Origin of the sequence: Arminella tubonensis (assembly GCF_003240585.1) — a bacterium.
Classification (GTDB): Bacteria; Pseudomonadota; Alphaproteobacteria; order Rhizobiales; family Rhizobiaceae; genus Rhizobium; species Rhizobium tubonense.
This window is the reverse complement of record NZ_PCDP01000001.1, coordinates 98,915-124,204: the sequence shown is the minus strand read 5'-3', so window position 1 is coordinate 124,204 and position 25,290 is coordinate 98,915. Positions and strand designations below refer to the sequence as shown.

Sequence of the window (25,290 nt, the reverse complement as noted above, 5' to 3'; positions counted from 1 at the left end):
CATGTCCGTCGATCTTGCCACCGTGAAGCGCGTTGCGCATCTTGCCCGCATCGCCGTCAGTGATGTCGAAGCCGAGCGCATGATGGGCGAATTGAACGGCATCCTCGGCTTCGTCGAACAGCTCTCCGAAGTCGACGTGACCGGGATAGAGCCGATGACCTCGGTTACGCCGATGGTGATGAGAAAGCGCGTCGACGCAGTCACCGACGGCAGCAAGGCAGACGACATCGTCGCCAATGCGCCGCTGACCGACCAGAATTTCTTTCTCGTGCCCAAGGTCGTCGAATAGGCGTCGCCAGGCCGGGTCGGCGCATTCGCCGACACGCCCCCAACGACCCCACTCCTTGCGTGCAGCCCTTTCAGACGTGAAGTGAACAGATAAGATGAGCGAACTCACCAGCCTGACCATTGCCGAAGCTCGCGACAAGCTGCGCGCCAAGGAGATCACCGCGACCGATCTGACGGCGGCCTACCTCTCTGCGATCGAAGCAGCCAATGGTGCGCTCAATGCCTATATCAAGGTAACGTCAGACAAGGCCCTCGACATGGCCAAGGCGTCCGATGCGCGCATCGCTGCCGGAAACGCCGGTGCGCTCGAGGGCATCCCGCTTGGCATCAAGGACCTTTTCGGCACCGAAGGCGTCCACACCCAGGCCTGCAGCCACATCCTCGACGGCTTTGAGCCGCGCTACGAATCCACGGTCACCCAGAACCTCTGGAACGACGGCGCCGTCATGCTCGGCAAGCTCAACATGGACGAGTTCGCCATGGGCTCCTCCAACGAGACCTCGCATTATGGGCCGGTGATCAACCCCTGGCGCGCCACGGGTTCCAACCAGCAGCTCGTGCCGGGTGGTTCTTCCGGGGGCTCGGCCGCAGCCGTTGCCGCGCATCTCTGCGCCGGCGCTACCGCAACGGATACCGGCGGCTCGATCCGCCAGCCGGCAGCCTTTACCGGTACGGTCGGCATCAAGCCGACCTATGGCCGCTGCTCGCGCTGGGGCGTGGTCGCGTTTGCCTCCTCGCTTGACCAGGCAGGCCCGATCGCCCGCGACGTTCGCGATGCCGCCATCCTCCTGAAGTCGATGGCAAGTGTCGACGCCAAGGACACGACCTCGGTCGACTTGCCTGTCCCCCATTATGAAGCTTCGCTCGGCCAGTCGCTCAAGGGCATGAAGATCGGTATTCCGAACGAATACCGTGTCGACGGCATGCCGGAAGAGATCGAGAAGCTCTGGCAGCAGGGCATCGCCTGGCTGAAGGACGCTGGCGCCGAGATCGTCAATATCTCGCTTCCTCACACCAGGTACGCGCTTCCGGCCTACTACATCGTCGCCCCCGCTGAGGCGTCTTCGAACCTCGCTCGCTACGACGGCGTGCGCTACGGCCTGCGCGTCGACGGCAAGGACATTGCCGACATGTATGAGAAGACCCGCGCTGCCGGCTTCGGGACCGAGGTGAAGCGCCGCATCATGATCGGCACCTATGTGCTCTCGGCCGGCTACTACGACGCCTATTATCTGCAGGCCCAGAAAGTACGTACCCTGATCAAGCGCGACTTCGAGCTCGCCTTTCATGCAGGCGTCGACGCCATATTGACCCCGGCCACCCCGTCCTCCGCCTTCGGCGTCGCCGACGAAGACCTCGCGGCAGATCCCGTCAAAATGTACCTGAACGATATCTTCACCGTCACGGTCAACATGGCCGGCCTCCCGGGTATCGCCGTCCCTGCCGGTCTCGACAAGAAGGGCCTGCCGCTCGGCCTGCAGCTCATCGGCAAGCCGTTCGACGAGGAAACCTTGTTCAAGACCGCGCATGTCATCGAACAGGCGGCCGGCAAATTTTCGCCTGCTAAGTGGTGGTGAACTAAGCTTGCAGTGAAATGTAGCGGTGCATTGCAGCAATAAAGGTGCCGATAACCCCGCAGGGAACGCTTCAAATCCCTTCGGCATCTGGAAAAAGCGGTTCCACGGTGTTTTACTTGCCCCGGAAAGCCTGGGGCCCCTATGATCCATGTCCGCAATGCGCGTGAAGGCGAAACAGATATACTGACGGCTATTGGCTTGCGTGCCTGGCAGAAGGCAATGGCGCCAATCGGCAATACCGATGCGATGCTGGACAGCGCCCGCGATGCATTTTCGAATTTTGTCAGGGATAGCTGGTTGACGATATCAGTCGTCGAGAGAAACGGCATGGTGGCCGGCTGGGCCGCGCGTGAGGGGCTGGACGAGACCATTTCCGATTTCTGGATCGATCCGGCTAACCTGCGGCAGGGACTTGGCTCGGCGCTGCTGGCGCAGATCGAGAAGGATATCGCCGATCAGGGCTTCGACAAGGTCGCGCTGCAGACCCACTCCGGCAATGCCGAGGCGATCGGCTTCTTCAAGGCGCATGGCTATGCGATCCACTGGCTTTCGGTCGTCTATTCACCGAAGCTCGACCGCGACCTGCCGACCGTCGGTCTGTCCAAGATGCTCGTCGATGTGACCGACGGCACCTACGGACCGGGCATATAGCCGGCCCGAAAGCCTTGCACCGGCCAGCCATTTCCTTTACCTCACAACAGCACAAGAACAGCATTTCAAGAGCATCCCATGACCCTTGTCGACGTCCGCACGCCAGATCCGAAACGCTTCATTCCCGGCGCCACCGGCGACTGGGAAATCGTCGTCGGCATGGAAGTCCACGCGCAGGTGCTCTCCAAATCAAAGCTCTTTTCTGGCGCATCGACGGAGTTCGGCAAGCCGGCCAATTCCAACGTGTCCCTGGTCGACGCGGCGATGCCGGGCATGCTGCCCGTGATCAACGAGGAATGCATCAAGCAGGCGGTGCGCACCGGCCTCGGGCTGAAGGCGCAGATCAACAAGCGCTCGCTGTTCGACCGCAAGAATTATTTCTATCCCGACCTGCCGCAGGGCTATCAGATATCGCAGTTCAAGGACCCGATCGTCGGCGAAGGCAAGATCGTGATTTCGATCGGCCCGGATCGCCAGGGCCAGTTCGAGGACGTCGAAATCGGCATCGAGCGCCTGCATCTTGAGCAGGACGCCGGCAAGTCGATGCACGACCAGCATGCGACCATGTCCTATGTCGACCTCAATCGTTCTGGCGTCGCGCTGATGGAAATAGTCTCCAAGCCGGACATGCGGTCTTCCGACGAGGCAAAAGCCTACATGACGAAGCTGCGCTCGATCGTGCGCTACCTTGGAACCTGCGACGGCAATATGGACGAGGGCTCGATGCGCGCCGACGTCAACGTTTCCGTCCGTCGTCCCGGCGGCGAGTTCGGGACGCGCTGCGAAATCAAGAACGTCAATTCCATCCGCTTCATCGGCCAGGCTATCGAATACGAGGCACGCCGCCAGATCGGCATCCTCGAGGACGGCGGCTCGATCGACCAAGAGACCCGGCTGTTCGACCCCAACAAGGGCGAAACGCGGTCGATGCGCTCCAAGGAAGATGCGCATGACTACCGCTATTTTCCCGATCCGGACCTGCTGCCGCTCGAGTTCGACGATGCCTTCATCGAGGCGCTGAAGGGCGAACTGCCGGAACTTCCTGACGACAAGAAGGAACGCTTCGTCCGTGATATGGGCCTGTCGATCTATGATGCGTCAGTGCTGGTTTCGGAAAAGGCTATCGCCGACTATTTCGAGGCAGTCGCCGCCGGTCGTGACGGCAAGCTGGCCGCCAACTGGGTCATCAACGACCTGCTCGGGTCTCTGAACAGAACCGGCAAAGGCATTGAGGAGACTCCGGTTTCGCCAAATCAGCTCGGCGCGATCATCGATCTCATCAAGGACGAAACCATCTCCGGCAAAATCGCCAAGGACGTGTTCGAGATCGTGCTTACTGAGGGCGGCGACCCGGCAGAGATCGTCGAAAGCCGCGGCATGAAGCAGGTAACCGACACGGGCGCCATCGAAAAAGCGGTCGACGAAATCATTGCCGCGAACCCGGACCAGGTCGCCAAGGTCCTGGCCAAGCCGACGCTTGCCGGCTGGTTTGTTGGTCAGGTCATGAAGTCGACCGGCGGCAAGGCCAACCCGCAGGCCGTGCAGGCGCTGGTGAAGGCCAAGCTCGGCATCGAGGAATAGCCGATGTATTTCGTCCGCACAGCCGGCGAGCGCGATCTGGACAAGGTTCGCGCACTGCTGGGAGAGACGTGGCATGCGACCTATGACAGCCTATATGGGGCGGCCAAGGTCGATGAAATCCACGCCTCCTGGCACTCCGTCGCTACGCTGAAGACACGGTTGGAGAAGAAGCATTCAGAGTTCGTCGTCGCCGACAGCGGCAAGGAGATCGGCGGCATGGGCTACGCCACGATGTCCACCGAGATGGCCAAGACGGCGTTGCTCCATATGCTCTATGTGCGCCCGTCGCTCCAGCGCCAGGGCATCGGCCGCGATCTGTTTGCTGAGTTGGAAACCTGCTTTCCCGACGCTGAATTGATGCGGGTCGAGGTCGAGCCGGAAAATGCGGCCGCTATCGCCTTCTACGAAGGGCTCGGCTTCGACCAGGTTGGCCGAAACGAAAATGCCGGGCCGAAACAATCAGGCATGCCGACATTGGTCTTCGAAAAGTCATTGGCGCAACATTGAGTGTCTTAGGGGCGGCAAGATGAACGGTGTGCCTATCCTGATCCGCGAGGCGCGCGAGGACGACCTTCCGGCGCTTATCGCGCTTTTCGCGGCAGACATGGTTGGTGGACATGGCGACACCACGGCTCCGGAGGCATATCCCGAATACCTGCGAGCCTTCAGAGCCATAGAAACGTCTCCTGATCAGACGCTTCACGTTGCCGAACGCGAGGGCGAGATCGTCGGTACCTTCCAGACGATGAGCACGACCTCGTTGACCGGACGCGGCTCATCCTCGATGATCATCGAGGCCGTGCAGACCCGAAGCGATATGCGCGGGCAGGGTATCGGTGCCTCGATGATCGAATTCTGCATCGCTGAGGCAAAGCGTCGCGACGTCAGGCTTGTGCAACTCACCTCGAACGCAGCACGCAAGGATGCCCACCGTTTCTATGAGAGACTGGGTTTCAAACCGAGCCATCTCGGCTTCAAGATGGCCTTGAAATGAGCCTTCCTGCAATGGGAATCACTGGACAAGAAAGCTGTCAGGCGGCATAAGCGAGGGATCGAATTCTGGTCCCGCTTGAGCTCCCAAAGCCGAGTACCAAGGAAATGACATGAAGAATCTCCTTTTGCTGATGTTTACCTGGTGGAACGGCCAGACCATGGGCACGCGCTTTTATACCTGGCGCTTCGGCAAGCGTGTCGGCGAAGACGAATTGGGCAATGTCTACTACGAAGGTGGCATGTCGTCCTACGGTCTTCAGAAGCGCTGGGTGATCTACAAGGGCTACGCCGAGGCTTCGGCCATCCCGCCTGGCTGGCATGGCTGGATGCACCACCGCACGGACGTCCCTCCGTCCAAGGAGGACTATGTCGCCAAGGATTGGCAGGTCGGGCACCGTCCTAATCCGACTGGTTCGCCGCAGGCCTATCGTCCGCCCGGCTCTCTGGCCGTTGCTGGCGAGCGTCCCCGCGTGACGGGCGATTATGACGCTTGGACGCCAGGTGGCTGAGCGGGTCAGCTGACCCGCCCTTTGGCCACAATTTGCGTTTACGCGCTGAGGATGCCGGCGGCGAAAACGCCGTGGCATCGCGACCGACACCACGCTGGAGACTGGCGGATATGACGTTTTTCACGCGGAGCGCTTCTTTGCGTGCGACAGCAGGGTTGATACTCGCCACCGGCCTCAGTGCGTTTTTGGCGCCCAATGCCGAGGCTGCACGCATTGCCAATCCGGTTGCCGTCTTTTCCGGTCTCGACAAGATCACCGGTCGTATCACCACGTTCGATGTCTATCTCAACGAGACGGTCCAGTTCGGCGCTCTGCAGGTGACGCCGAAGGCCTGCTATTCGCGCGACGATACCGAGCAGCAGAAGGTCGATGGCTTCGTCGAGGTCGACGAGATCACCCTCGATCGACGCATCCGCCGCATCTTTACCGGCTGGATGTTTGCCGCCAGCCCCGGCCTCAACGCCGTCGAGCATCCGATCTATGACGTCTGGCTGAAAGAGTGCAAGCAGAAGTCCGACGTACCAGCGCCAGGCGCACCGAAGACAAACTGACTCCAAAGGCTCTTCAGAACGTAAGGTTCGGCGATTCCATCGCCTTGGCTAGCATCCGAGCATACTCGTCCTTGGGGACATCGATGGCGCCGAAGTTTTTAAGGTGCTCGGTGGTGAATTGCGTGTCGAGCAGGGTGAAGCCTTTTTCCTGCAATCGCTCCACCAGATGCACGAGACAGATCTTCGAAGCGTCGGTGCGACGCGAAAACATGCTCTCGCCGAAAAACGCTGAGCCTAGCGAAACACCGTATAGCCCGCCGACCAACTCGCCGTCATCCCATGCTTCGACAGAATGCGCATGCCCGACCTTATGGAGCGCGGAATAGAGCGTCCTGATGGTCCGGTTGATCCAGGTGCTCGGACGACCGCTGGTATGCTCGGCACAAGCCGCTATGACACTGTCGAAATCCCAGTCGAAACGGATATCGAACGGTTTGCGCCGTACGGTCTTGGCAAGACTTTTGGAGACGTGAAACGTGTCAAGCGGCAGGACGCCGCGAAGCTCTGGCTCTACCCAGAAAATCTCGGGATCGTCGGCCGATTCCGCCATCGGAAACAGCCCGATGGAATAGGCGCGCAAAAGGATTTCCGGCGTAATACCAGGTGACCTTCTGCGCGTTCCTCCCATGCGATATCCTCAGACTGAGGTTTTGGCCAGATATTGTTCCAGCCAATGGATATCATAGTCGCCGTTGGCGATATCCTGGTTCGAAACCAGATCCTGAAACAGCGGCAATGTGGTCTTGATGCCATCGACGACGAATTCGTCGAGTGCGCGGCGCAGGCGCATCATGCATTCCACCCGGGTGCGCCCGTGAACGATCAGCTTGCCGATCAGGCTGTCGTAGTAGGGCGGGATCTTGTAGCCCTGATAGGCGCCGGAATCGATTCGGACGCCAAGGCCGCCGGGTGCATGGAAATGCGTGATAGTGCCGGGCGAGGGCACGAAGGTGCGCGCGTCCTCGGCGTTGATCCGGCATTCGATGGCATGGCCGTGAAAATGGACCTCGTCCTGCGTTACAGACAGTCCGCCGCCGGAGGCAACGCGGATCTGCTCGTGAACGAGGTCGATGCCGGTGATTGCTTCGGTGACTGGATGCTCAACCTGCAGACGGGTGTTCATTTCGATGAAATAGAACTCGCCGTTCTCGTAGAGGAATTCGATCGTGCCGGCGCCGCGATATTTCAGCTTCTTCATCGCATTGGCGCAGATCTGGCCGATCTTCATACGCTGTTCGACGTTGAGCGCAGGCGAATTGGCTTCTTCCCAGACCTTCTGGTGTCGCCGCTGCAAAGAGCAGTCGCGTTCGCCGAGATGGACTGCATTGCCTTCGCCGTCGCCGAAGACCTGGACTTCGATGTGGCGCGGGGTGCTGAGGTATTTTTCCATGTAGACGGCTTCGTTGCCAAAAGCCGCTGCCGCTTCCGTCCGGGCCGTCGACCAGGCTTCGACAAGGTCATCAGCAGAGGTCGCAACCTTCATGCCGCGCCCGCCGCCACCGGCCGTGGCCTTGATGAGCACAGGATAACCGATCTCGGCCGCCGTCTTCAGCGCATCAGCCTCGGTCTTCACTTCGCCATCCGAGCCGGGAACGACCGGGATGCCAAGCTCGACCGCCGTCAGCTTGGCGGTGATCTTGTCGCCCATGAGGCGGATATGCTCGGCCGTCGGGCCGATGAAGGTGATGCCGTGCGCTTCCAGAATGTCTGCAAACTTGGCGTTTTCCGACAGGAAGCCATAGCCTGGATGCACGGCGTCTGCGCCAGTGATCTCGCAGGCAGCGACGATCTGGTGGATATTGAGATAGCTGTCGCGGGCCGGCGGGGGCCCGATGCAGACGCTCTCGTCCGCGAGCCGGACATGCATCGCATCGGCGTCCGCTGTCGAGTGCACGGCGACGCAGGCAATGCCGAGCTCCTTGCAGGCGCGCAACACGCGAAGGGCGATCTCGCCGCGATTGGCTATGAGTATCTTGGAAATCATTGGCATGCCCTACTCGATGACGACGAGGGCTTCGCCGTATTCAACTGGTCGGCCATCCTCGATGAGAATTTCGGTGACCTTGCCGGAGCGCGGGGCGGGAATCTGGTTCATCGTCTTCATGGCTTCGATGATCAGCAGTGTCTGGCCTTCCTTGACCGTCTTGCCGACCTCGATGAAGGGCGGGGTGCCGGGAGCGGACGCCATATAGACGGTTCCGACCATGGGAGCGCTGACGACGTTATCAGGATTGCGAACCGGAGCCGCTGGCGCCGCAGCCACCGCACTTGCCGGCGCGGCCGCCGGAGCATGGCTCATCATCGGCGCCTGGACATATTGCGGCGTACCGGCGCGCGAGACGCGGATGCGCAGATCATCCTGTTCGACCTCGATCTCGGTCAGGTCGGTCTCGTTGAGGATGTTCGCCAGATCGCGAATGAGTGACTGGTCGATACCCGATTTCTTATCAGCCATGGAGTTGTGCCCTGTAATTCTTGTTATTGCGTGATGTTCTTCAGCGCGTGCAGCGCCAGGATATAGCTGTGAGGCCCGAAGCCGCAGATCATGCCCTTGGCAGCAGGAGCGATCATCGACTTGTGTCGAAATTCCTCACGCGCATGGATATTGGAGATGTGAACCTCCACCACCGGGACGGAAATCGCCCGGATCGCATCGTGCATTGCGATTGAAGTATGCCCATAAGCGCCGGGATTGATCGCCACGCCCACCGCGCGCTCGTCGGCCTCGTGCAGCCAGTCGACAAGGACGCCTTCGTGGTTGGTCTGCCTGAAGTCGATCGTAAAGCCCAGTGTCTCTCCGACCGACCGACAATCCGCCTCGATATCCCCAAGCGTCTTGCCGCCATAGATACCCGGCTCGCGCTTGCCGAGCGCATTCAGGTTGGGTCCGTTCAGGACGAAAATCGTTGGCGTCATCAGAGGTTCCGTCAAAGTAGAGCGCAACCTATAGACTCCCAAGGACTTGGAGGAAAGCCCTTAGGACATAGGTCACGCTTGTCCACAGTGTTAGAACACTCTGAATCCGGCGATTTAATGAGCAATGGTTTAGCAGGTGGTCTTTCCACACGCGCGCACGTTGTCCACCTTCTGCGCAATGACGTCGACGCCGACCGCGCCGGAGATCGCCTCGTTGCCGATGATGTAGGAGGGAGTGCCTGTAAGGCTGAGATCGGTTGCCAGCTGGTAGGTCTCCTTGACCGATTCGCTGTTCGGGCTCGCCGCCATCTCCTTGCGGATGTCATCCTCCTTGACGCCGAGCGAGGTGGCCACCTCGATGGCGCTGTCCTCGGAGGCGCGTCCGTCGCTGCTTAGAAGCTTGTGGTGGAAGTCGGCATATTTTTCGGGAGCAAGCTTGCGGAAAGCGTCGGACACCTTGGACGCGGCAACCGAATCCGGGCCGAGGATCGGGAACTCCTTCAGGACGAAGCGGATGTTCTTATCCTTCTGCAGCAGCGAATCCATGTCGCTCAGCGCATGCCGGCAGTAGCCGCAATTGTAGTCGAAGAACTCGACGACAGTCACGTCGCCCTTGGGATTACCCAGGGTAACGTCGTATTTGGCGTTGAAGATCGTCTGCTTGTTCTCGGCGACCGCCTTGTTGGCCTGTGTGAGCCGCGCCTCTTCCTGCTTCTTGTCCAGCGCCGCCTGCGCGTCCAGCAGAACTTCCGGATGCTCCATCAGATATTGTTTGATGAAGTCGCCGAACTCCTTCTTCTGATTGTCGTCGAGGGCGGCGGCTGGCTGGAAAAATGCCAGCGAGGCGAGGACCGCAGCGGCGGAAACGGCCATCAGGGTCTTGGGAAAAAGGGCCATGGAAAATCCTCGTGATCTGTTCATTCGGGAGCGTTATTTGTTTCCGGATACCATCGCAAGGTTAAAATCCACCGACGCGAAGCGGCAATTTACGGTGTGCCCGCCATTCCTGAAACAGGAAATATCATGACAACGCAGCAATCGCGGGATTGTGAACAGCGGATTATTGCGGCAATTGTCTGACCGCAACTCCATTCGAGGACATATCGATCTTGTTTTCCTTATCAAAGCGCAGCGCAGTCGAGCCGTTTCACGCCATGGATGTTCTGGCCGAGGCGACGAAGAGGCGGCAGGCGGGGCACGCCGTCATCTCCATGGCCGTCGGCCAGCCGTCCCACCCGACGCCAAAGGCAGCGCTGGTCGCCGCTAGAGAGGCGCTCGATCACGGCCGCATCGGCTATACCGACGCGCTTGGCACGCAGGCGCTCAGGCAGGCGATCGTCGAGCACTATCGCCTACGGCACGGGCTTGCCATCGACCCGCAGCGCATCGCGATCACCACAGGCTCCTCTGCGGGTTTCAACCTTGCATTCTTGGCGCTGTTCGACCCGGGTGACTGTGTCGCAATCGCCCGCCCGGGCTATCCGGCCTACCGCAACATCCTCGCCGCCCTCGGCCTGGATGTCATCGAGGTGCCCGTGACGGCGGAAACGCATTTCACACTGACGCCTGAGAGCCTGGAGGCGGCACAGGCAGCAAGTGGAAAGCGCCTTAAGGGTGTCCTGCTGGCCAGTCCCGCAAATCCGACCGGCACGGTGACGGGCAGGGAAGGGCTGAAGGCACTGGCCGACTATTGCGCCGCCCAGTCGATCGCCTTCATCTCCGACGAAATCTATCATGGCCTGACTTTCGTCGGCGAGGAGACCAGCGCGCTCGAGATCACCGACGAGGCGATCGTCATCAACTCCTTCTCGAAATACTATTGCATGACCGGCTGGCGAATCGGTTGGATGGTGTTGCCCGAACGGCTGGTGCGCCCCATCGAGCGTGTCGCACAGAGCCTCTATATCTCCCCGCCCGAGCTCTCCCAGATTGCCGCGAAGGCTGCATTGTCGGCGGGCCTCGAATTGGACGTCTACAAGGAAAGCTACCGCCGCAACCGCGACCTGCTGACGCGCCGCCTTCCCGAGATCGGTTTTTCCATAGCCTCGCCGATGGACGGCGCCTTCTATGCCTATGTGGATGTCAGCCGCTTCACCAACGACAGCATGCTTTTCGCCCGCAAGATGCTGGCCGAGATCAACGTCGCAGCGACGCCCGGCCTGGACTTCGATCCGATCGAAGACCACCACGCCATGCGCTTCTCCTACGCCGGCTCGAATGCCGAGATCGAAGAGGCTGTCGAACGGATTGCCGCGTGGCTCAAATAGAGTCTGTTTTCAGGGCGTTGCGGCGATGTGCGGAATCGTAATGCGAGCGCGTTGATTCAAAACATCAACACGAAGCCACCGGATACGCCTGGCTGACGCCCAGGGTGAGACCTCACCTGGGGCGCACAGGCCAAGGGCCGGAGCCTCGAAGGACGAGGGCGCTTGCTCGACAGCTAGCCGCACGGGAGCGCCGAGGCCGCCGCAAGCCCTTCTCCCCTCGGGGAGAAGGTGCCCGGAGGGCGGATGAGGGCCTCTCACCGGCCACTACCGACTTCGACAAATGCAGAATTCTGACAGGCTTCTATCGTCGTACCGCCCCTCATCGCCTCGCTTTGCTCGGCACTTCTCCCCGAGGGGAGAAGGGGGAGATTGCGGCACGGCCTGCGGTAACCCTTGTATTAGCTGAGGCACGATTCGCTAAAACTGCCTCGAAGGACGAGGGCGCTTGCCCTGCCGTCTGCCGCCAAACGCAAAAATCCGGCCGCATCGCTGCGGCCGGATCTGATCAGTCTTCACCGAACATTATCTTTCAGAAGAAGCCGCGGCGCTGCCACCAGCCGGCTTTCTTCGGCTTGCCGTCGCTGTCGGTCGCCTCGGCAGTGCGGGTGGACTTCACCACCGGCTCGGACGACGAGACGTTCGACTGCCGGTTTGCGCGGGCAGGCTTCTCTACCTCTGCTTCGCTCTCGGCAACGACGGCGACGCTCGCAAGCTCGGTCACCGTCTCCGGTTCGACCGCAGCCACTGTCTCCGCAACCGGTGCTTCCACCAGTGCTGCATCGGCCTTCGGCTTCCGGCCGCGACGCGGCTTGGCCGGCTTGACATCGTCGGCGACGGTCGCAACCGCGTCGATGGCGGCAACGGCAGGTTCGATTTCAGCTTCCGCAACTGCTGCGACTTCGCTGACATCGACGACGGCTGGTGTCGTATCTACCTCACCGGCATCCTCGCCTTCGGAGCCTTCGCTGCCTGCGTTTTCACCGTCTGCAGTGAACTCGCCGTTCTCATCGCGATTGCGGCGACCGCCACGCTTGCCGCGACGGCGGCGCTTGCGCTTCTGCGGCTCGTCGTCACCAGCTACAGCAGGCGTGGCGCTTGCTGCGTTGTCGTCTTCGCTGTCGTCCTCATCGCCATCCGCGTCGTCATCGCCATCTTCGGCAGACGAACCGGCAGCATCCTGCGTACCCTGGCCTTCGCCGGGGCCGTTCTTGCCGCGCCGACGGCGGCGACGCTTGCGCTTGCGATTGCCATCGCCTTCGGAGCGAACAACAGCCTGCTCGACGGGGGCAGCCTTTTCTTCGATCTCTTCGTCTTCGTCCTCATCCATCTCGATGATGACATCGTCGTCGTCATCTTCCGGAATGGCGGCAAAGTTGAACAGGGTCTCGATCTTCACTGGATTTTCAACGGGCTCGCCACGATCGATCGCAAAGTGCTGAGCGCCGACGGTGCTGTCTGCACCGATGATGATCGAAACGCCGAAACGGCTTTCATAGTCGACGATCGTGCCGCGCTTGTGGTTGAGCAGATAAAGTGCCGTCTCCGGCGTGCAACGAACGGTGATGTCGTGCGTCGTGTTCTTGAGGAGATATTCCTCGATGCCGCGCAGGACATGCAGGGCGACGGACGACTGCGAACGCACCAGACCGGTACCTCCGCAATGCGAGCAAACCTGGGTCGTGCTTTCGAGCACCGATGCGCGAATGCGCTGGCGCGACATTTCCAGAAGACCGAAGTGCGAGATGCGGCCGACCTGAATACGGGCGCGATCGTTCTTCAGGCATTCCTTCAGCTTCTTCTCGACGGAGCGGTTGTTGCGCTTCTCTTCCATGTCGATGAAGTCGATGACGACGAGGCCGGCAAGGTCGCGAAGCCGAAGCTGGCGGGCGATTTCTTCCGCGGCCTCGAGGTTCGTCTGGAGAGCAGTATCCTCGATCGAGTGCTCGCGGGTCGAACGGCCGGAGTTCACGTCGATCGAAACCAGCGCTTCCGTCTGGTTCATGATCAGGTAACCACCGGATTTCAACGTTACCTGCGGCTGCAGCATGCGATCGAGCTGCGCCTCGATACCGGAGCGCGAGAAGATCGGATGGATGTCGCGGTAGGGCTGAACCACCTTGGCGTGGCTCGGCATCAGCATCTTCATGAAGTCTTTCGCTTCACGATAGCCTTCCTCGCCGGCAACGATGATTTCCGAGATGTCCTTGTTGTAGAGATCGCGGATCGAGCGCTTGATCAGGCTGCCTTCCTCATAGACGAGGCAGGGGGCAGTCGAGTTCAGCGTAAGCGTCCGCACGTTTTCCCAGAGACGCATCAGGTATTCGAAGTCGCGCTTGACCTCGACCTTGGTACGGTTGGCACCGGCGGTACGCAGGATGACGCCCATGCCCAACGGCACTTCGAGCATCCGAGCGATTTCCTTCAGCCGCTTGCGGTCCTGCGGGTTGGTGATCTTGCGGGAGATGCCACCGCCGCGTGCCGTGTTCGGCATCAGCACCGAGTAGCGACCGGCCAGCGACAGATAGGTGGTCAGCGCTGCGCCCTTGTTGCCGCGTTCTTCCTTGGCAACCTGAACCAGCAGGATCTGCCGGCGCTTGATGACTTCCTGGATGCGGTACTGCTTGCGCGGACGACGCGCAACGCGGTCAGGCACCTCTTCCATGGCGTCTTCGGCGCCCACGGATTCGATGACTTCCTCTTCGCCATTGTCGTCATCATCGTCGTCGTCGCCGCGACGCTTGGACATATCGATGTCTTCCGAGATCGAGTCGGTCTCGACCATGGCGGCCATTTCGCCGGCCGGGCCGTCGTCGTCGTTATCGGCCGATGAAGTCGCCTCGCCATCGGAAGCATTCCCGGCGGCAGGGGCGTCGACTACCTTCTTGCGGCTGCGGCGTGGCTTTGCCTTCTTGACCGGAGCTTCGGCTTCTGCGGCAAGGGGTTCTGCTGCAACAGCATCGGTCTCGGCCGGAGTGGCAACAGGCTCGTCCTTTGGCACGATGCCGACATCAGGCTGTTCCTGATGGGCAAGGTCGAACGCGGTTTCGACGTGCTCGACGTCGTCGTCGCGGCGATCCTCGGCTTCAGCCCGAAGCAGGGCCTGACGATCCGCGAGCGGAATCTGATAATAGTCGGGGTGGATTTCGGCGAAGGCGAGAAAGCCGTGCCGGTTACCGCCGTAGTCGACGAAGGCCGCCTGCAACGATGGTTCTACCCTCGTGACTTTTGCGAGGTAGATATTGCCGCGGATTTGCTTCTTGTGCTCGGACTCGAAGTCAAATTCTTCTATACGGCTGCCGCGAACGACTACAACGCGCGTCTCTTCCTCGTGAGACGCGTCGATAAGCATTTTGTCTGCCATGAAAGCTGTGCTCCTCGGCGCAGCCGTAAGAGGTCGGCCCGGACTGTCTCAAAGACAGACTGGATGCAACCCACAAATGCTGTGCCGGATAATGAAAGTCGCGATTGGTCTTCTTGAGCGGTCAGCAGCCAGACGACAGCCGGGGATTGAGTGCCCCGGGGCCTGTTCTTTTCAGATAAAAGCTGCTGCGACAACATCCGTAACCAAGCGAGATCGACAATGCCTTAGACCCCATTTCGGGCCCGATGAATGTGCTCCTGAAGAGCGTTTGGTGGCTTTCCACCGATGAAATTCCTGCAAATTGCCGGAAGTTCAGGATCCAGTATGTGGGATAAAAGTTCGTAAGACGGCGGACGACTGCCGGTTATGGCGCCAATTCGTGGTGGCTGCCTTTGCGGCGACTCTGTCCCGTCAACACTTCTACCCTAAAATGCGTTGTATGTTTTATCTGTCACAATAGCAAGGGCAAAGCCAAGTATGCCATAATATTGATGGATTTCTCGGCTGAAGCAAAAAGCGGCCGCGGCATCGACGATTCGCGGCCCAACGGTTTCCACAGGCTCGTGCCATTTGCGGATTTTCTGCGGTTCCATCTCTATTTTAGACTTCGCAAAAATCCTTGGAAGGCATATGGGGTGCGGCAGGCCACTGTTGAAGGGAATGCGATATGCAGGGATGGTTTTCGTGAGGGGACACCGGTTTTCGCTAGTGGTTGCCGCTATCATGTTCGCTATCGCGATGATATCCGCATCGCTAGCCTCGGCAGCCGCCGCAATTGACCCCATCCTCGCTTATGGTGCACGCATTGCGGGTGACGATGCCCGCACCCGTATCGTCATCGATCTTGATCGCGAGCCCAGATTTTCCGTCCACTATCTCGCCAATCCGACGCGTGTCGTCATCGATCTTCCGGCAACGGCCTTCGGCTTTCCGGCGAAGGACTTGGCGCCCCGCGGTCTTTTCAAGGATATTCGCTACGGCACCATGGACGCCGACAGCGCCCGGATCGTCCTGACGGCAATCAAGCCGGTGAAGATGGTGGCCGCCAAGGTGCAGCTGGATGAAAGCGGCAAGGGCCACCGGTTGGTGCTCGACGCGGAAATGATGCCCGCCGATCAATTTGCGGATCTGGTCAGCAAGGAAAGCTGGACAGGCGACGACGACGCCAAGGAGGTCGGTCCGGTGGCGCCGGTCGAAAACGCCAACCCCAGCGATTTCCTCGTTGCGGTTGACGCCGGCCATGGCGGGATTGATACCGGCGCAGTCGCCAGCGACGGCACGACGCCCGAAAAGGAAATCACGCTCGCCTTCGCCAAGAGCCTCGCGGACCGGCTTAACAAGCAGCCAGGCGTAAAAGCTTTTCTGACGCGAGACAGCGATCAATATCTGTCGCTATCGGAGCGGGTAACAATCGCACGCCAGAACCACGCCGCGCTCTTCATCTCCCTGCATGCCGACACGCTGAAGCAGAAGGATATACGTGGCGCGACGGTCTACACCATCTCCGACAAGTCTTCGGATAAGCTCGCAAACGACGTGGCTGAGCGCGAAAACGATTCAGACAAGATTGCCGGCGCCGAAGCGCCGGCTCAGCCGGCTGCCGTGGCCGACATCCTGATGGATCTGACGCGACGCGAGACGCAGGCTTTCTCTATTTCGCTTGCTCAGGACGTGCTCAATTCGTTCAACGGCCAGATCTCGATGATCAACAACCCGCATCGATATGCCGGCTTCCGGGTGCTCCAGGCGCCGGACGTCCCGTCGATCCTGCTCGAGCTGGGTTTTCTGTCGAACAAGGATGACGAGAAGCTCCTTTTGGACGATAATTGGCGAGAGAAGATCGTCGACCGCCTGACCGATGCGGTCAAGCAGTACCGTGCCACCACTGTCGCGAACGGTGGCTGAGTGTACGTTCGATACCCGGTCCCCGTGTCTTTCCTGTAACAGCTTGGCTTTATGGGTGGGGAGGAAGTGGAGAATGCGACTTGAGAGCCCTATTTTGCTCACATTCCCGCCGCTACAGCGAAGTATCATGGGGCGGCAATGTAAGGGATGGCTTTGTTGCCATTCCTGTCTTGCAATAAGGTTCCGAGCGTGCAAAACGGCCGGTATGTAACGTATCGCCCATGCGCCATAGTAAAGAAACACCGGTAGCTTCAATATGGTCAAACTGATTGGATATTTCTTTGGGCTGGGCTGCATCCTGTTCCTAGGGGTTGCGGCTGCCGGTGCCATCTATCTGAGCATCGTTTCCAAGGAGCTGCCCGACTACGAGGTGCTTGCCAATTACGCGCCGCCGGTGACCACCCGCATTCATGCCGGCAATGGCGCATTGATGGCCGAATACGCCCGTGAACGCCGTCTCTTCATTCCGATCCAGGCTATTCCGGATCGGGTCAAGGCGGCTTTTCTCTCCGCTGAAGACAAGAACTTCTACAATCATCCCGGTGTGGATTTGACCGGCCTCGCGCGCGCCGTCGTCGTCAATGCCCAGAATTTCGGCTCCGGCCGCCGCCCGGTCGGCGCCTCGACCATCACGCAGCAGGTTGCCAAGAACTTCCTGCTCTCGTCCGACCAGACATTCGACCGCAAGATCAAGGAAGCGATCCTCTCCTTCCGCATCGAACAGGCCTATAGCAAGGACAAGATCCTCGAGCTTTACCTGAATGAGATCTATTTCGGCCTGAATGCCTACGGTATTGCCGGTGCGGCACTGACCTATTTCGACAAATCCGTCACCGACCTGACCATCGCCGAGACGGCCTATCTGGCATCGCTGCCGAAGGGGCCCTCGAACTACAATCCCTTCCGCCATGCCGATGCTGCCATCGCGCGCCGCAACTGGGTGATCGATCGCATGGTCGAGAACGGCTACGTCAGCCAGGCTGATGGCGAGGACGCCAAGAAGCAGCCGCTCGGCGTCACGGGCCGCCGGAGCGGCGCTTCGGTCTTCGCCTCGGAGTTCTTCTCGGAAGAGGTCCGCCGCCAGATCATCGACAAATACGGCGATAAGACCCTTTACGAGGGTGGTCTCTCCGTTCGCACGTCGCTCGATCCGCAGCTTCAGATCGAAGCGCGCAAGGCGTTGCAGGATGGACTGGTGACCTACGACGAGCGCCGCGGCTTTCACGGCCCGATCAAGCAGATTTCGACAGCCCAGGACTGGGGACAGGAGCTTGCGAAAGTTCAGGGCCTGAGCGACGTACCGGAGTGGCATATCGCCGTTGTCCTCGCAGTTTCCGACCAGGGCGTCGATATCGGCCTGCAACCTGATGTCGACGGCGGCGGCAAGGTGTCGACCGAACGCAAGCGTGGATCGATCGCCGCAGCCGACATGCGCTGGGCCTATCGTTCGTCGGAAGGCGACCATAAGACCGCCAAGTCGCCGTCGGGCGTGCTGTCGGCCGGCGATGTCGTCTACGTCGAACCGATCGGTGATGCGGGTTCCGACGCCTACCGCCTGCGCCAGCCGCCGAAGGTTCAGGGCGGCCTTGTCGCGATGGATCCTCATACGGGCCGCGTGCTCGCCATGGTCGGAGGTTTCTCCTACGGCCAGTCAGAGTTCAACCGCGCAACGCAGGCTATGCGCCAGCCGGGCTCATCCTTCAAACCCTTCGTCTACGCCGCGGCGATGGACAACGGCTATACGCCGGCATCGGTCATTCTCGACGATCCGATCGAGATGCAGCTTAGCAACGGCACGGTCTGGAAGCCGGAAAATTACGAAGGCGAAGGCGGCGGAGCCAATACGCTGCGCTTTGCCATCGAGCATTCGCGCAACCTTATGACAGTTCGGCTTGCCAACGACATGGGCATGAACCTGGTTGCTGAATATGCCGACCGTTTTGGGATCTACGACCACATGCAGCCGCTGATCGCCATGTCGATCGGCGCCGGCGAGACGACTGTCCTGCGCATGGTGTCGGCCTATTCGGTGCTCGCCAATGGCGGCAAGCAGATCAAGCCGACCCTGATCGACCGCATCCAGGACCGCTACGGCAAGACCATCTTCAAGCATGAGGAACGCGTCTGCGACGGCTGCAACGTCCAGGACTGGCAGAACCAGGATGAGCCGAACATCGTCGACAACCGCGAGCAGGTCCTCGATCCGATGACGGCATATCAGGTGACCTCGATGATGCAGGGCGTCATCATCCGCGGCACGGCTGCCGGCAAGATCAAGCTGAACACCGAGGTGGCCGGCAAGACCGGAACGACCAATGACGAGAAGGACGCCTGGTTCGTCGGCTATACGCCGAGCCTCGTTGCCGGCATGTATGTCGGTTTCGACGCGCCGGCGACGCTTGGCCGGGGCGCGACGGGTGGCTCGATAGCCGCGCCGATCTTCAATGAGTTCATGCAGGCCGCCACCAAGGACGAAGCGCCGGAGAAATTCGTCGTGCCCGCAGGCATGACCATGGCCGCCGTCGATCGCAAGACCGGCATGGCTGCACAGCCCGGCGACCCGAATTCGATCGTCGAAGTGTTCAAGCCAGGCACCGGGCCGGCGACCAGCTATTCGGTCATCGGCGGCGGAGAGACGCAGTTGGCGCCTGAGGAAATCCTCAAGACCTCGCCCCAGGCCAACCAGGCGGTCACGTCGGGCGCCGGCGGCCTTTACTGATCAGCCCACATCCCCATCGAACCGTGCCGCCGGGGCTTTACATCGGCGGCATGCCTATCTATTGACGGGCAACACTTAAAATCGAGGCGAAGAAGCACAGCAATGCGAGCGGAAATCGAGAATGTTGTCGACGAAATCAAGCAGGCCATAAGCCTGCTGAGGAGGCATCTTTGACTGGGATCAAGCGGTAAGACGGCTCGACTGGCTGAACAACAAGTCTGAGGATCCCAATCTCTGGAACGATGCTGCGGAAGCGCAGAAGCTGATGCGTGAGCGCCAGGGCCTCGAAGACGGCATCAATGGCGTACGTGCGCTGGAGCGCCAGCTCAACGACAACATCGAACTCATCGAGCTCGGTGAGGAGGAAGACGACGCCGGCGTCATCAAGGAAGCCGAAGACGCCCTGAAGGTACTGAAGGCCGAGGCGGGACGCCAGCAGGTAGAGGCAATGCTGTCGGGCGAAGCCGATGGCAACGACACCTATCTCGAAGTTCATTCGGGTGCCGGCGGCACCGAAAGCCAGGATTGGGCCAACATGCTCTTGCGCATGTACACCCGCTGGGCCGAACGTCGGCGCTTCAAGGTCGAGCTTCTGGAAGTTCATGACGGCGAAGAAGCAGGCATCAAGTCCGCAACACTCTTGGTCAAGGGCCACAATGCCTACGGCTGGATGAAGACCGAATCAGGCGTCCACCGCCTGGTCCGCATCTCGCCTTACGACAGCAACGCCCGTCGCCACACGTCGTTCTCGAGCATCTGGGTCTATCCGGTAGTCGACGATTCGATCCAGATCGATATCAACGAAAGCGACTGCCGCATCGATACCTATCGCTCGTCAGGCGCTGGCGGCCAGCACGTCAACACGACCGACTCGGCAGTGCGCATCACACACATTCCGTCTGGTATCGTTGTCCAGTGCCAGCAGGAACGCTCGCAGCACAAGAACAAGGCCAAGGCCTGGGACATGCTGCGCGCCCGCATGTACGAGGCCGAGCTGAAGAAGCGCGAAGACGCGGCCAATGCCGAGGCCGCTTCCAAGTCCGACATCGGCTGGGGTCACCAGATCCGTTCCTACGTGCTGCAGCCCTACCAGATGGTGAAGGACCTGCGCACCGGCGTTACCAGCCAGGCACCCGGCGATGTCCTCGACGGCGACATCGACGAGTTCATGGAAGCAGCGCTGGCACACCGCATCAGCGGTGCCGCAGACGCGGCAGCTGACGACATCGACTAGAATACCAGCTGATAAAATAGCGAAAAGCCCCGGTGACGGGGCTTTTTTGATTCTGCTGACATCCCCACTAAAAGGCTCAGTTGGAGGCTTTTTCCACGGTCACTTCGCCAAGCTCATCCAGCATCACGTTCCAGACTTCCGCGTCCGCATCGGGATCGGTCTTGATGAAGACCATGGCGAACAGGCCTGGCTCCCTGATGATGCCACCGGAGTTTTCCGGGCGGATGTCAGTGACATAGGCTTTCAGCGCGGTGATCTCAGGCAGCTCCGTGGTCGACAGCACCTGCGGCGCATCCTCGCTCGCGACGATCTGCTGGAGATAGACCTTGGACGTCCTGTCAGCTTGCCGGACAGCGAAAAGCTTGTAGTAGCCGTGACGCGGTGCCTGCTTTTGCACCGGGCCTGCTGCTGGTGAAGGGGCAGGGGATTGTGCGTCAGGCGGCGCTTCCGCCGGCCCGGCCGGGTCGTCCTGCCAATATCCTGTGCTGGTCGAATAGAGGATCGTTGCTGGCAAAACCGCGGTTTCCTGAGCCGATGCGCTCGTCGCCGCGATGGAGGCGATCAATAGGGAGGCGGCAATGGAAACGGCTTTGATGCGTTTCCCCACGGCGTCCTCACCTGATATCGGACCTAGCGCGCTCAATCGGAAAACTGCTCCGCCAGGATACGGTCCGACCAGGAGCGATCCGGATCGGAAAGGATGCGCGCGGTGGTGTCCTCCGTCTGGGCGATACGGACACTCAAGACCGATTTCACCTCGGCATTGTCGGCGACGGCGTTGACCGGCCGCTTCTCAGGTTCAAGGATCGTAAGATCGACGGTCACCTTGTTTGGCAGCAACGCCCCGCGCCAGCGGCGAGGCCGGAAGGCGCTGACAGGGGTGATGGCCAGCAACGGCGCGTCGAGCGGCAGGATCGGCCCGTGAGCCGATAGATTATAGGCAGTCGAGCCGGCCGGTGTCGTCACCATCAGACCATCGCAGATCAATTCCTCGAGCCGCACAAATCCATCGACTTCGACGCGGAGCTTAGCCGCCTGGTACGATTGGCGAAACAGCGAGACCTCGTTGATCGCCAGCGCGATCGACGTCGAGCCGTCGGCATTCGTCGTTTTCATCTGTAGTGGATGAAATGCATTTTCGACTGCGGCATCTATCCGATCGGGTAGGTTTTCCACCCGGTAGTCGTTCATCAGAAACCCGATGGATCCGCGGTTCATGCCGTAGACGCGCTTGCCGGAATTCATCGTGCTGTGAAGCGTCTGCAGCATGAAACCATCGCCGCCGAGCGCTACCATCACGTCCGCTTCCTCCTGCGGCGCCTGGCCGTAGAGCGCGATCAACTCCTCGCGGGCGGCACACGCTTCTGGAGTCTGGGAAGCGATGAAGCAGAGGGAGTGAAAAGATCGCGGCATGCAATGTCCTTTTGAACGTTGTTCTAGGTAAAGGATAATTGCCTTGTGCGACAAGCCGTTTTGCGCGGCGGCGGTCTAATGTGTTCATGAAATTGGAACGAAAGCACTGATTCAGCCCCGATTGACAACGCCGGCTGGACAGGAAGTGCGCGGAGCCCCCGCTCGGGATTCGAACCCAGGTCTTCCTGAATACTGCTCAGGTGCTCTACCGTTGAGCTACGGGGGCAACGCAGCTGCATGGTTAGCGGAAAGTTAAAGTCGCCTCAATGCGATAGTGCTAATATGGTTTACGCGGCTCGGTCGATGCGCCCGATATCGGGTTCGAGAGGCGTTGACGCCGGAAGGCATCTTCAAGCGTCCAGCCGAGAATCCATGTGTCGCGCCTGGCTTCCCAGTCAGCGATTGTGCTCGCCGGCTCTTTGGCGTCGCTCAGGAACGGGTTATCCGTCAGGCTGTTGCCGTTCGCTCTGGCCGTTGCGCCCATGCGCTCGATATCTGCCCAGTCGGTCTTCATCTCAGCCGCTTCCGCTTTGTCCAAACAATATGGACATTGATCGGACGGTGGCAAGAATGCGCTAGGGTTCAACTTTGGGTTCAAATAGTGAGACCGCCGATCCGCCCCCGCTTGCGCGGTGACAAATGCGGCGGTCTCTGGTCCCGACCAAGGGGCCATCCCAACAACGAATTTGGGCTCAGGAAAGTTCCAGGTCCGCTCGTCCGAAACGGTGGCGCGTACATTTCCCTGCCTGTCGGGATCCCTGGTTCAGGCAGCATCCAACTTTTCTAAAGGTGCAAGTTAAGCGCTTCCACCGACTGCGCCGCCGCTCAATTCGATCGCGGACACCATATCGCGCGTGAAATCGACCAGCATGTCTGCATGCTCATGCGCTGCCGCGTCGTCCATGCCGGATTGCTTGCCGATATCCACCCAGCTTTCGTGCAATCCACTCAAACACTCTTCTCGTGCATCCGCATCGAACTCCAGCACATGCATGGCAGCCGTTTGTACGAATTGCGTCATTGCCTGATCTAGTTCTGAAGTCATTGGATCCTCGCAGTCTCAGCCGGTTTGGTGAGAGCCTCGGCGGCAATGTGGGATAGAAGAGCCAGGTGTCAAGGTAGCGGCCTGGCGATAGAGTGGCGCTGCGACTTTAGTGGGTCTGGACTAAAGGCGGAGTAGCTGTGCTCCAGTCAAACGAGACTTGCCCTGGCTTTTCCTAGCTATATTGTCAGCATCGGCGATGTACGCTCGAGATAAAATTGGGGGGTGTAAGCTGATGAAAAACGTATTCGATCAGGGCGGACATTGGAGAAACTGGGTTGGCAACCAGTCTTGCATTACACGGTACCGGGGTGAGCCGACCAGCGAGGCCGAACTCTGCGAGATGGTAGCGCAGGCTGTCTCTCAGGGCCTCAACGTACGCTGCGTCGGTTCGGGCCATTCCTTCACACCGGTCGCCATCACCAGCGGGCTGCTTCTTTCCCTGTCGCGGATGAAAGGTGTCCGCCACATCGACCGCGAGGCGCGCCGGGTCACGGTATCGGCTGGCACGACGATCAACGAGTTAGGCCGCGTTCTCAAGGAGAATGGCCTGTCGATGGTGAACCAGGGCGATATCGATTCCCAGGCACTCGCAGGCGCTCTCACCACGGGGACGCACGGCACCGGCAGCACGCTGGGCAATCTGGCCTCCTCGATCGTTGGGATGAAGCTTGTTCAGCCGAACGGCGAGCTTCTGACGGTGGACGAGAACAATCAGGACCTGCTGCGCGCAAGCCGGGTCTCTCTCGGCACGCTCGGGGTGATTTCCGAGCTCACGCTTCAGTTGATGGACACATACAATCTTCATGAGACGATCTGGAGGGAGGATTTCGACGCCTGCATGGAAATGCATGACGACCTCGCCGCCAAGCATCGCCATTTCAGCTTCTTCTGGTGCCCGACGGAGCGAAGCCGTCACTGCTACTGCCTGCCCGACACGGCTGCGACATCGAAGTCGGGAAAAACCACCGATGTCTGCGAGATGAAGATCATGGACATCACCGATCGGCCGCCGATGGAAACCGAATTCGAAAAGATTGCATACAGCTCTGAGATTTATCCAATCGTCTATGTCCCGAATTTCCACGAGCTGGAATATGCGGTCCCGGTCGCCTACGGCAAGCAGGCGGTCCAGGAAGTCCGCAAGCTGATGCTGGAGAAATATCCGGAATGCATCTACCCGATCGAATATCGGTTCACCGCCGGCGACAACGCCTGGATGAGCCCGTTCTTCGAGCAGGACAGCGTAACGGTCTCGGTTTCCGGCGAGCCGGGCACGGATTACTGGCCCTATCTGCGTGACGTCGACGCCATCCTGCGCGGCTTCGGTTCGCGACCGCACTGGGGCAAGCTGCATTTCCTGACAAGCGACGACGTAACTGACATTTATCCCAAGTCCGCCGAGTTCCGCGCCTTGCGCCGCAAGCTTGATCCGCAGGGCGTTTACCTCAACGATCACCTGACGCAGTTGTTCAACTAGAGATAAGCATAAAAAAACCCGCCAGCGGCGGGGTGTATTTGTTGGCGCGATGTCAATCGCGTTTGAAAAATGGTGCCCCCGACAAGGTTCGAACTCGTGACCCCCTGATTACAAATCAGGTGCTCTACCAACTGAGCTACAAGGGCTTGGTGCCGCCAAGTACCATATTTTGAGCTTGTGTAAAGCCAAAATTCGCCTCGGCGATACGTGAGCGGCAAGTTTTTCCAGTGTCTGACGTTGGGCCTCGGGTCTGCGTTGTATAACGTCATTGCTGCGACGACATTCGACAGATTTACGCAACGTCAGGCACTGAAACGCCGCATGACCCTATGTTCAAAAAGTAACGATGGAGTAATATTTCGACATGCTCAAGTTAGGTCTATCGACAACGGGGTACAGGCGCGGAATAAATCAAGGCAACTTGAGCCGAGGGAACACATGATGAAACTGATGCAGTTTGCGTTTTCTTTCCTGTTCGCTTTCAACGTTGTGGCGGCGTCCGCCGAGGAGTTGCGTATCGACGGCACTTCGGAGGCGAGTTTTGCAAAGAGTATGAGCGCCATTGCCAAGAGCCTGACGCCTGAGGAGAGGGAGCCCTACAAGCGCGGCCTGATGAATATCGTGCTGGCGCATTACCCGCCGGCGGCGAATGCCCAAGGGGCTGCGTTGGTATCGCTGATCAATCCGGCGATCAAGGCGGCCCACACGACGCTCAACGGCATGACCAAGGACGAGATCGTCGCGCGGGGCCGGGAGCTGCTGAAAAGCCCGCTGCTGCGCGCCAATTGAACTGACTTCGGCGC

General features: G+C 59.9%; 24 protein-coding genes and 2 tRNA genes. 14 read left to right on the top strand and 12 right to left on the bottom strand.

The window, feature by feature from the left end:
• The first annotated feature begins 1 nt into the window (after position 1).
• The 8 genes from gatC (at position 2) to CPY51_RS00655 (ending at position 6,150) form a co-directional block, all read left to right on the top strand.
• Positions 2-289: an Asp-tRNA(Asn)/Glu-tRNA(Gln) amidotransferase subunit GatC gene (gatC, locus tag CPY51_RS00690; protein WP_111158133.1), complete on the top strand. Its 288-nt coding sequence runs from the start codon at positions 2-4 to the stop codon at positions 287-289.
• Positions 290-383: 94 nt separating this feature from the next.
• Positions 384-1,865 carry an Asp-tRNA(Asn)/Glu-tRNA(Gln) amidotransferase subunit GatA gene (gatA, locus tag CPY51_RS00685; protein ID WP_111158132.1) on the top strand — a complete coding sequence of 494 codons (1,482 nt, stop codon included), beginning with the start codon at positions 384-386 and terminating at the stop codon, positions 1,863-1,865.
• A 141-nt stretch (positions 1,866-2,006) separates the two neighbouring features.
• Positions 2,007-2,516, top strand: a complete 510-nt coding sequence (locus CPY51_RS00680; protein WP_111158131.1) for a GNAT family N-acetyltransferase — start codon at positions 2,007-2,009, stop codon at positions 2,514-2,516.
• A 78-nt stretch (positions 2,517-2,594) separates the two neighbouring features.
• Positions 2,595-4,097 (top strand): Asp-tRNA(Asn)/Glu-tRNA(Gln) amidotransferase subunit GatB, encoded by a 1,503-nt coding sequence (gene gatB, locus CPY51_RS00675; RefSeq protein WP_111158130.1) that lies wholly within the window; start codon positions 2,595-2,597, stop codon positions 4,095-4,097.
• A gap of 3 nt (positions 4,098-4,100) precedes the next feature.
• Entirely contained in the window at positions 4,101-4,604 is a 504-nt protein-coding gene (locus CPY51_RS00670) for a GNAT family N-acetyltransferase (protein WP_111158129.1), read from the top strand.
• Between the two features lie 19 nt (positions 4,605-4,623).
• Positions 4,624-5,091 carry a GNAT family N-acetyltransferase gene (locus CPY51_RS00665; RefSeq protein ID WP_111158128.1) on the top strand — a complete coding sequence of 156 codons (468 nt, stop codon included), beginning with the start codon at positions 4,624-4,626 and terminating at the stop codon, positions 5,089-5,091.
• A gap of 109 nt (positions 5,092-5,200) precedes the next feature.
• Positions 5,201-5,599 (top strand): NADH:ubiquinone oxidoreductase subunit NDUFA12, encoded by a 399-nt coding sequence (locus tag CPY51_RS00660; protein ID WP_111158127.1) that lies wholly within the window; start codon positions 5,201-5,203, stop codon positions 5,597-5,599.
• Positions 5,600-5,709: 110 nt separating this feature from the next.
• Positions 5,710-6,150: a DUF2155 domain-containing protein gene (locus tag CPY51_RS00655; protein WP_111158126.1), complete on the top strand. Its 441-nt coding sequence runs from the start codon at positions 5,710-5,712 to the stop codon at positions 6,148-6,150.
• Between the two features lie 13 nt (positions 6,151-6,163).
• On the opposite strand, the gene aat is transcribed toward CPY51_RS00655, so the two are convergent.
• From aat to CPY51_RS00630, 5 genes are all read right to left on the bottom strand, one after another.
• Complete coding sequence (gene aat, locus CPY51_RS00650) at positions 6,164-6,778, bottom strand: leucyl/phenylalanyl-tRNA--protein transferase (protein WP_111158125.1); 615 nt, start codon at positions 6,776-6,778, stop codon at positions 6,164-6,166.
• 9 nt (positions 6,779-6,787) lie between these two features.
• Positions 6,788-8,140 carry an acetyl-CoA carboxylase biotin carboxylase subunit gene (gene accC / locus CPY51_RS00645; RefSeq protein ID WP_195909379.1) on the bottom strand — a complete coding sequence of 451 codons (1,353 nt, stop codon included), beginning with the start codon at positions 8,138-8,140 and terminating at the stop codon, positions 6,788-6,790.
• Positions 8,141-8,143: 3 nt separating this feature from the next.
• Positions 8,144-8,605, bottom strand: coding sequence for an acetyl-CoA carboxylase biotin carboxyl carrier protein (accB, locus tag CPY51_RS00640; RefSeq protein WP_111158124.1), 462 nt, complete (start codon positions 8,603-8,605; stop codon positions 8,144-8,146).
• A 23-nt stretch (positions 8,606-8,628) separates the two neighbouring features.
• Complete coding sequence (gene aroQ / locus CPY51_RS00635; RefSeq protein WP_111158123.1) at positions 8,629-9,066, bottom strand: type II 3-dehydroquinate dehydratase; 438 nt, start codon at positions 9,064-9,066, stop codon at positions 8,629-8,631.
• A 129-nt stretch (positions 9,067-9,195) separates the two neighbouring features.
• Positions 9,196-9,963: a DsbA family protein gene (locus CPY51_RS00630; protein WP_111158122.1), complete on the bottom strand. Its 768-nt coding sequence runs from the start codon at positions 9,961-9,963 to the stop codon at positions 9,196-9,198.
• Between the two features lie 212 nt (positions 9,964-10,175).
• Between CPY51_RS00630 and CPY51_RS00625 the strand changes: the two genes are divergently transcribed.
• Positions 10,176-11,333, top strand: coding sequence for a pyridoxal phosphate-dependent aminotransferase (locus CPY51_RS00625; RefSeq protein WP_111158121.1), 1,158 nt, complete (start codon positions 10,176-10,178; stop codon positions 11,331-11,333).
• Positions 11,334-11,862: 529 nt separating this feature from the next.
• On the opposite strand, the gene CPY51_RS00620 is transcribed toward CPY51_RS00625, so the two are convergent.
• Positions 11,863-14,694, bottom strand: coding sequence for an Rne/Rng family ribonuclease (locus CPY51_RS00620; protein WP_111158120.1), 2,832 nt, complete (start codon positions 14,692-14,694; stop codon positions 11,863-11,865).
• A gap of 723 nt (positions 14,695-15,417) precedes the next feature.
• Between CPY51_RS00620 and CPY51_RS00615 the strand changes: the two genes are divergently transcribed.
• The 3 genes from CPY51_RS00615 to prfB all read left to right on the top strand — a co-directional run bounded on the left by CPY51_RS00615 (position 15,418) and on the right by prfB (position 20,552).
• Positions 15,418-16,599: an N-acetylmuramoyl-L-alanine amidase gene (locus CPY51_RS00615; protein ID WP_244598400.1), complete on the top strand. Its 1,182-nt coding sequence runs from the start codon at positions 15,418-15,420 to the stop codon at positions 16,597-16,599.
• A gap of 256 nt (positions 16,600-16,855) precedes the next feature.
• Positions 16,856-19,318 (top strand): penicillin-binding protein 1A, encoded by a 2,463-nt coding sequence (locus tag CPY51_RS00610; protein ID WP_111158118.1) that lies wholly within the window; start codon positions 16,856-16,858, stop codon positions 19,316-19,318.
• A 102-nt stretch (positions 19,319-19,420) separates the two neighbouring features.
• Positions 19,421-20,552, top strand: a protein-coding gene (gene prfB, locus CPY51_RS00605; protein ID WP_195909377.1) for a peptide chain release factor 2 whose coding sequence is annotated in 2 segments (ribosomal slippage) — positions 19,421-19,489 and positions 19,491-20,552 — 1,131 coding nt in all. Because the reading frame shifts where the segments join, the coding sequence is not laid out codon by codon here.
• Positions 20,553-20,628: 76 nt separating this feature from the next.
• Here the strand turns inward: prfB and CPY51_RS00600 are convergent.
• The 5 genes from CPY51_RS00600 to CPY51_RS00580 form a co-directional block, all read right to left on the bottom strand.
• Positions 20,629-21,159: a hypothetical protein gene (locus CPY51_RS00600; protein WP_420820650.1), complete on the bottom strand. Its 531-nt coding sequence runs from the start codon at positions 21,157-21,159 to the stop codon at positions 20,629-20,631.
• A 32-nt stretch (positions 21,160-21,191) separates the two neighbouring features.
• Entirely contained in the window at positions 21,192-21,965 is a 774-nt protein-coding gene (locus CPY51_RS00595) for an NAD kinase (RefSeq protein WP_111158116.1), read from the bottom strand.
• Positions 21,966-22,118: 153 nt separating this feature from the next.
• Positions 22,119-22,191, bottom strand: a tRNA-Thr gene (locus CPY51_RS00590).
• A gap of 51 nt (positions 22,192-22,242) precedes the next feature.
• Positions 22,243-22,479, bottom strand: a complete 237-nt coding sequence (locus CPY51_RS00585) for a CrpP-related protein (RefSeq protein WP_111158115.1) — start codon at positions 22,477-22,479, stop codon at positions 22,243-22,245.
• Positions 22,480-22,761: 282 nt separating this feature from the next.
• Positions 22,762-23,010, bottom strand: a complete 249-nt coding sequence (locus tag CPY51_RS00580) for a hypothetical protein (protein WP_111158114.1) — start codon at positions 23,008-23,010, stop codon at positions 22,762-22,764.
• Between the two features lie 232 nt (positions 23,011-23,242).
• Between CPY51_RS00580 and CPY51_RS00575 the strand changes: the two genes are divergently transcribed.
• Complete coding sequence (locus CPY51_RS00575; protein WP_111158113.1) at positions 23,243-24,487, top strand: D-arabinono-1,4-lactone oxidase; 1,245 nt, start codon at positions 23,243-23,245, stop codon at positions 24,485-24,487.
• 70 nt (positions 24,488-24,557) lie between these two features.
• Here CPY51_RS00575 and CPY51_RS00570 read toward each other — a convergent pair.
• Positions 24,558-24,633, bottom strand: a tRNA-Thr gene (locus CPY51_RS00570).
• Between the two features lie 295 nt (positions 24,634-24,928).
• Between CPY51_RS00570 and CPY51_RS00565 the strand changes: the two genes are divergently transcribed.
• Positions 24,929-25,276 carry a DUF6694 family lipoprotein gene (locus CPY51_RS00565; RefSeq protein ID WP_111158112.1) on the top strand — a complete coding sequence of 116 codons (348 nt, stop codon included), beginning with the start codon at positions 24,929-24,931 and terminating at the stop codon, positions 25,274-25,276.
• The last annotated feature ends 14 nt before the right edge of the window (positions 25,277-25,290 follow it).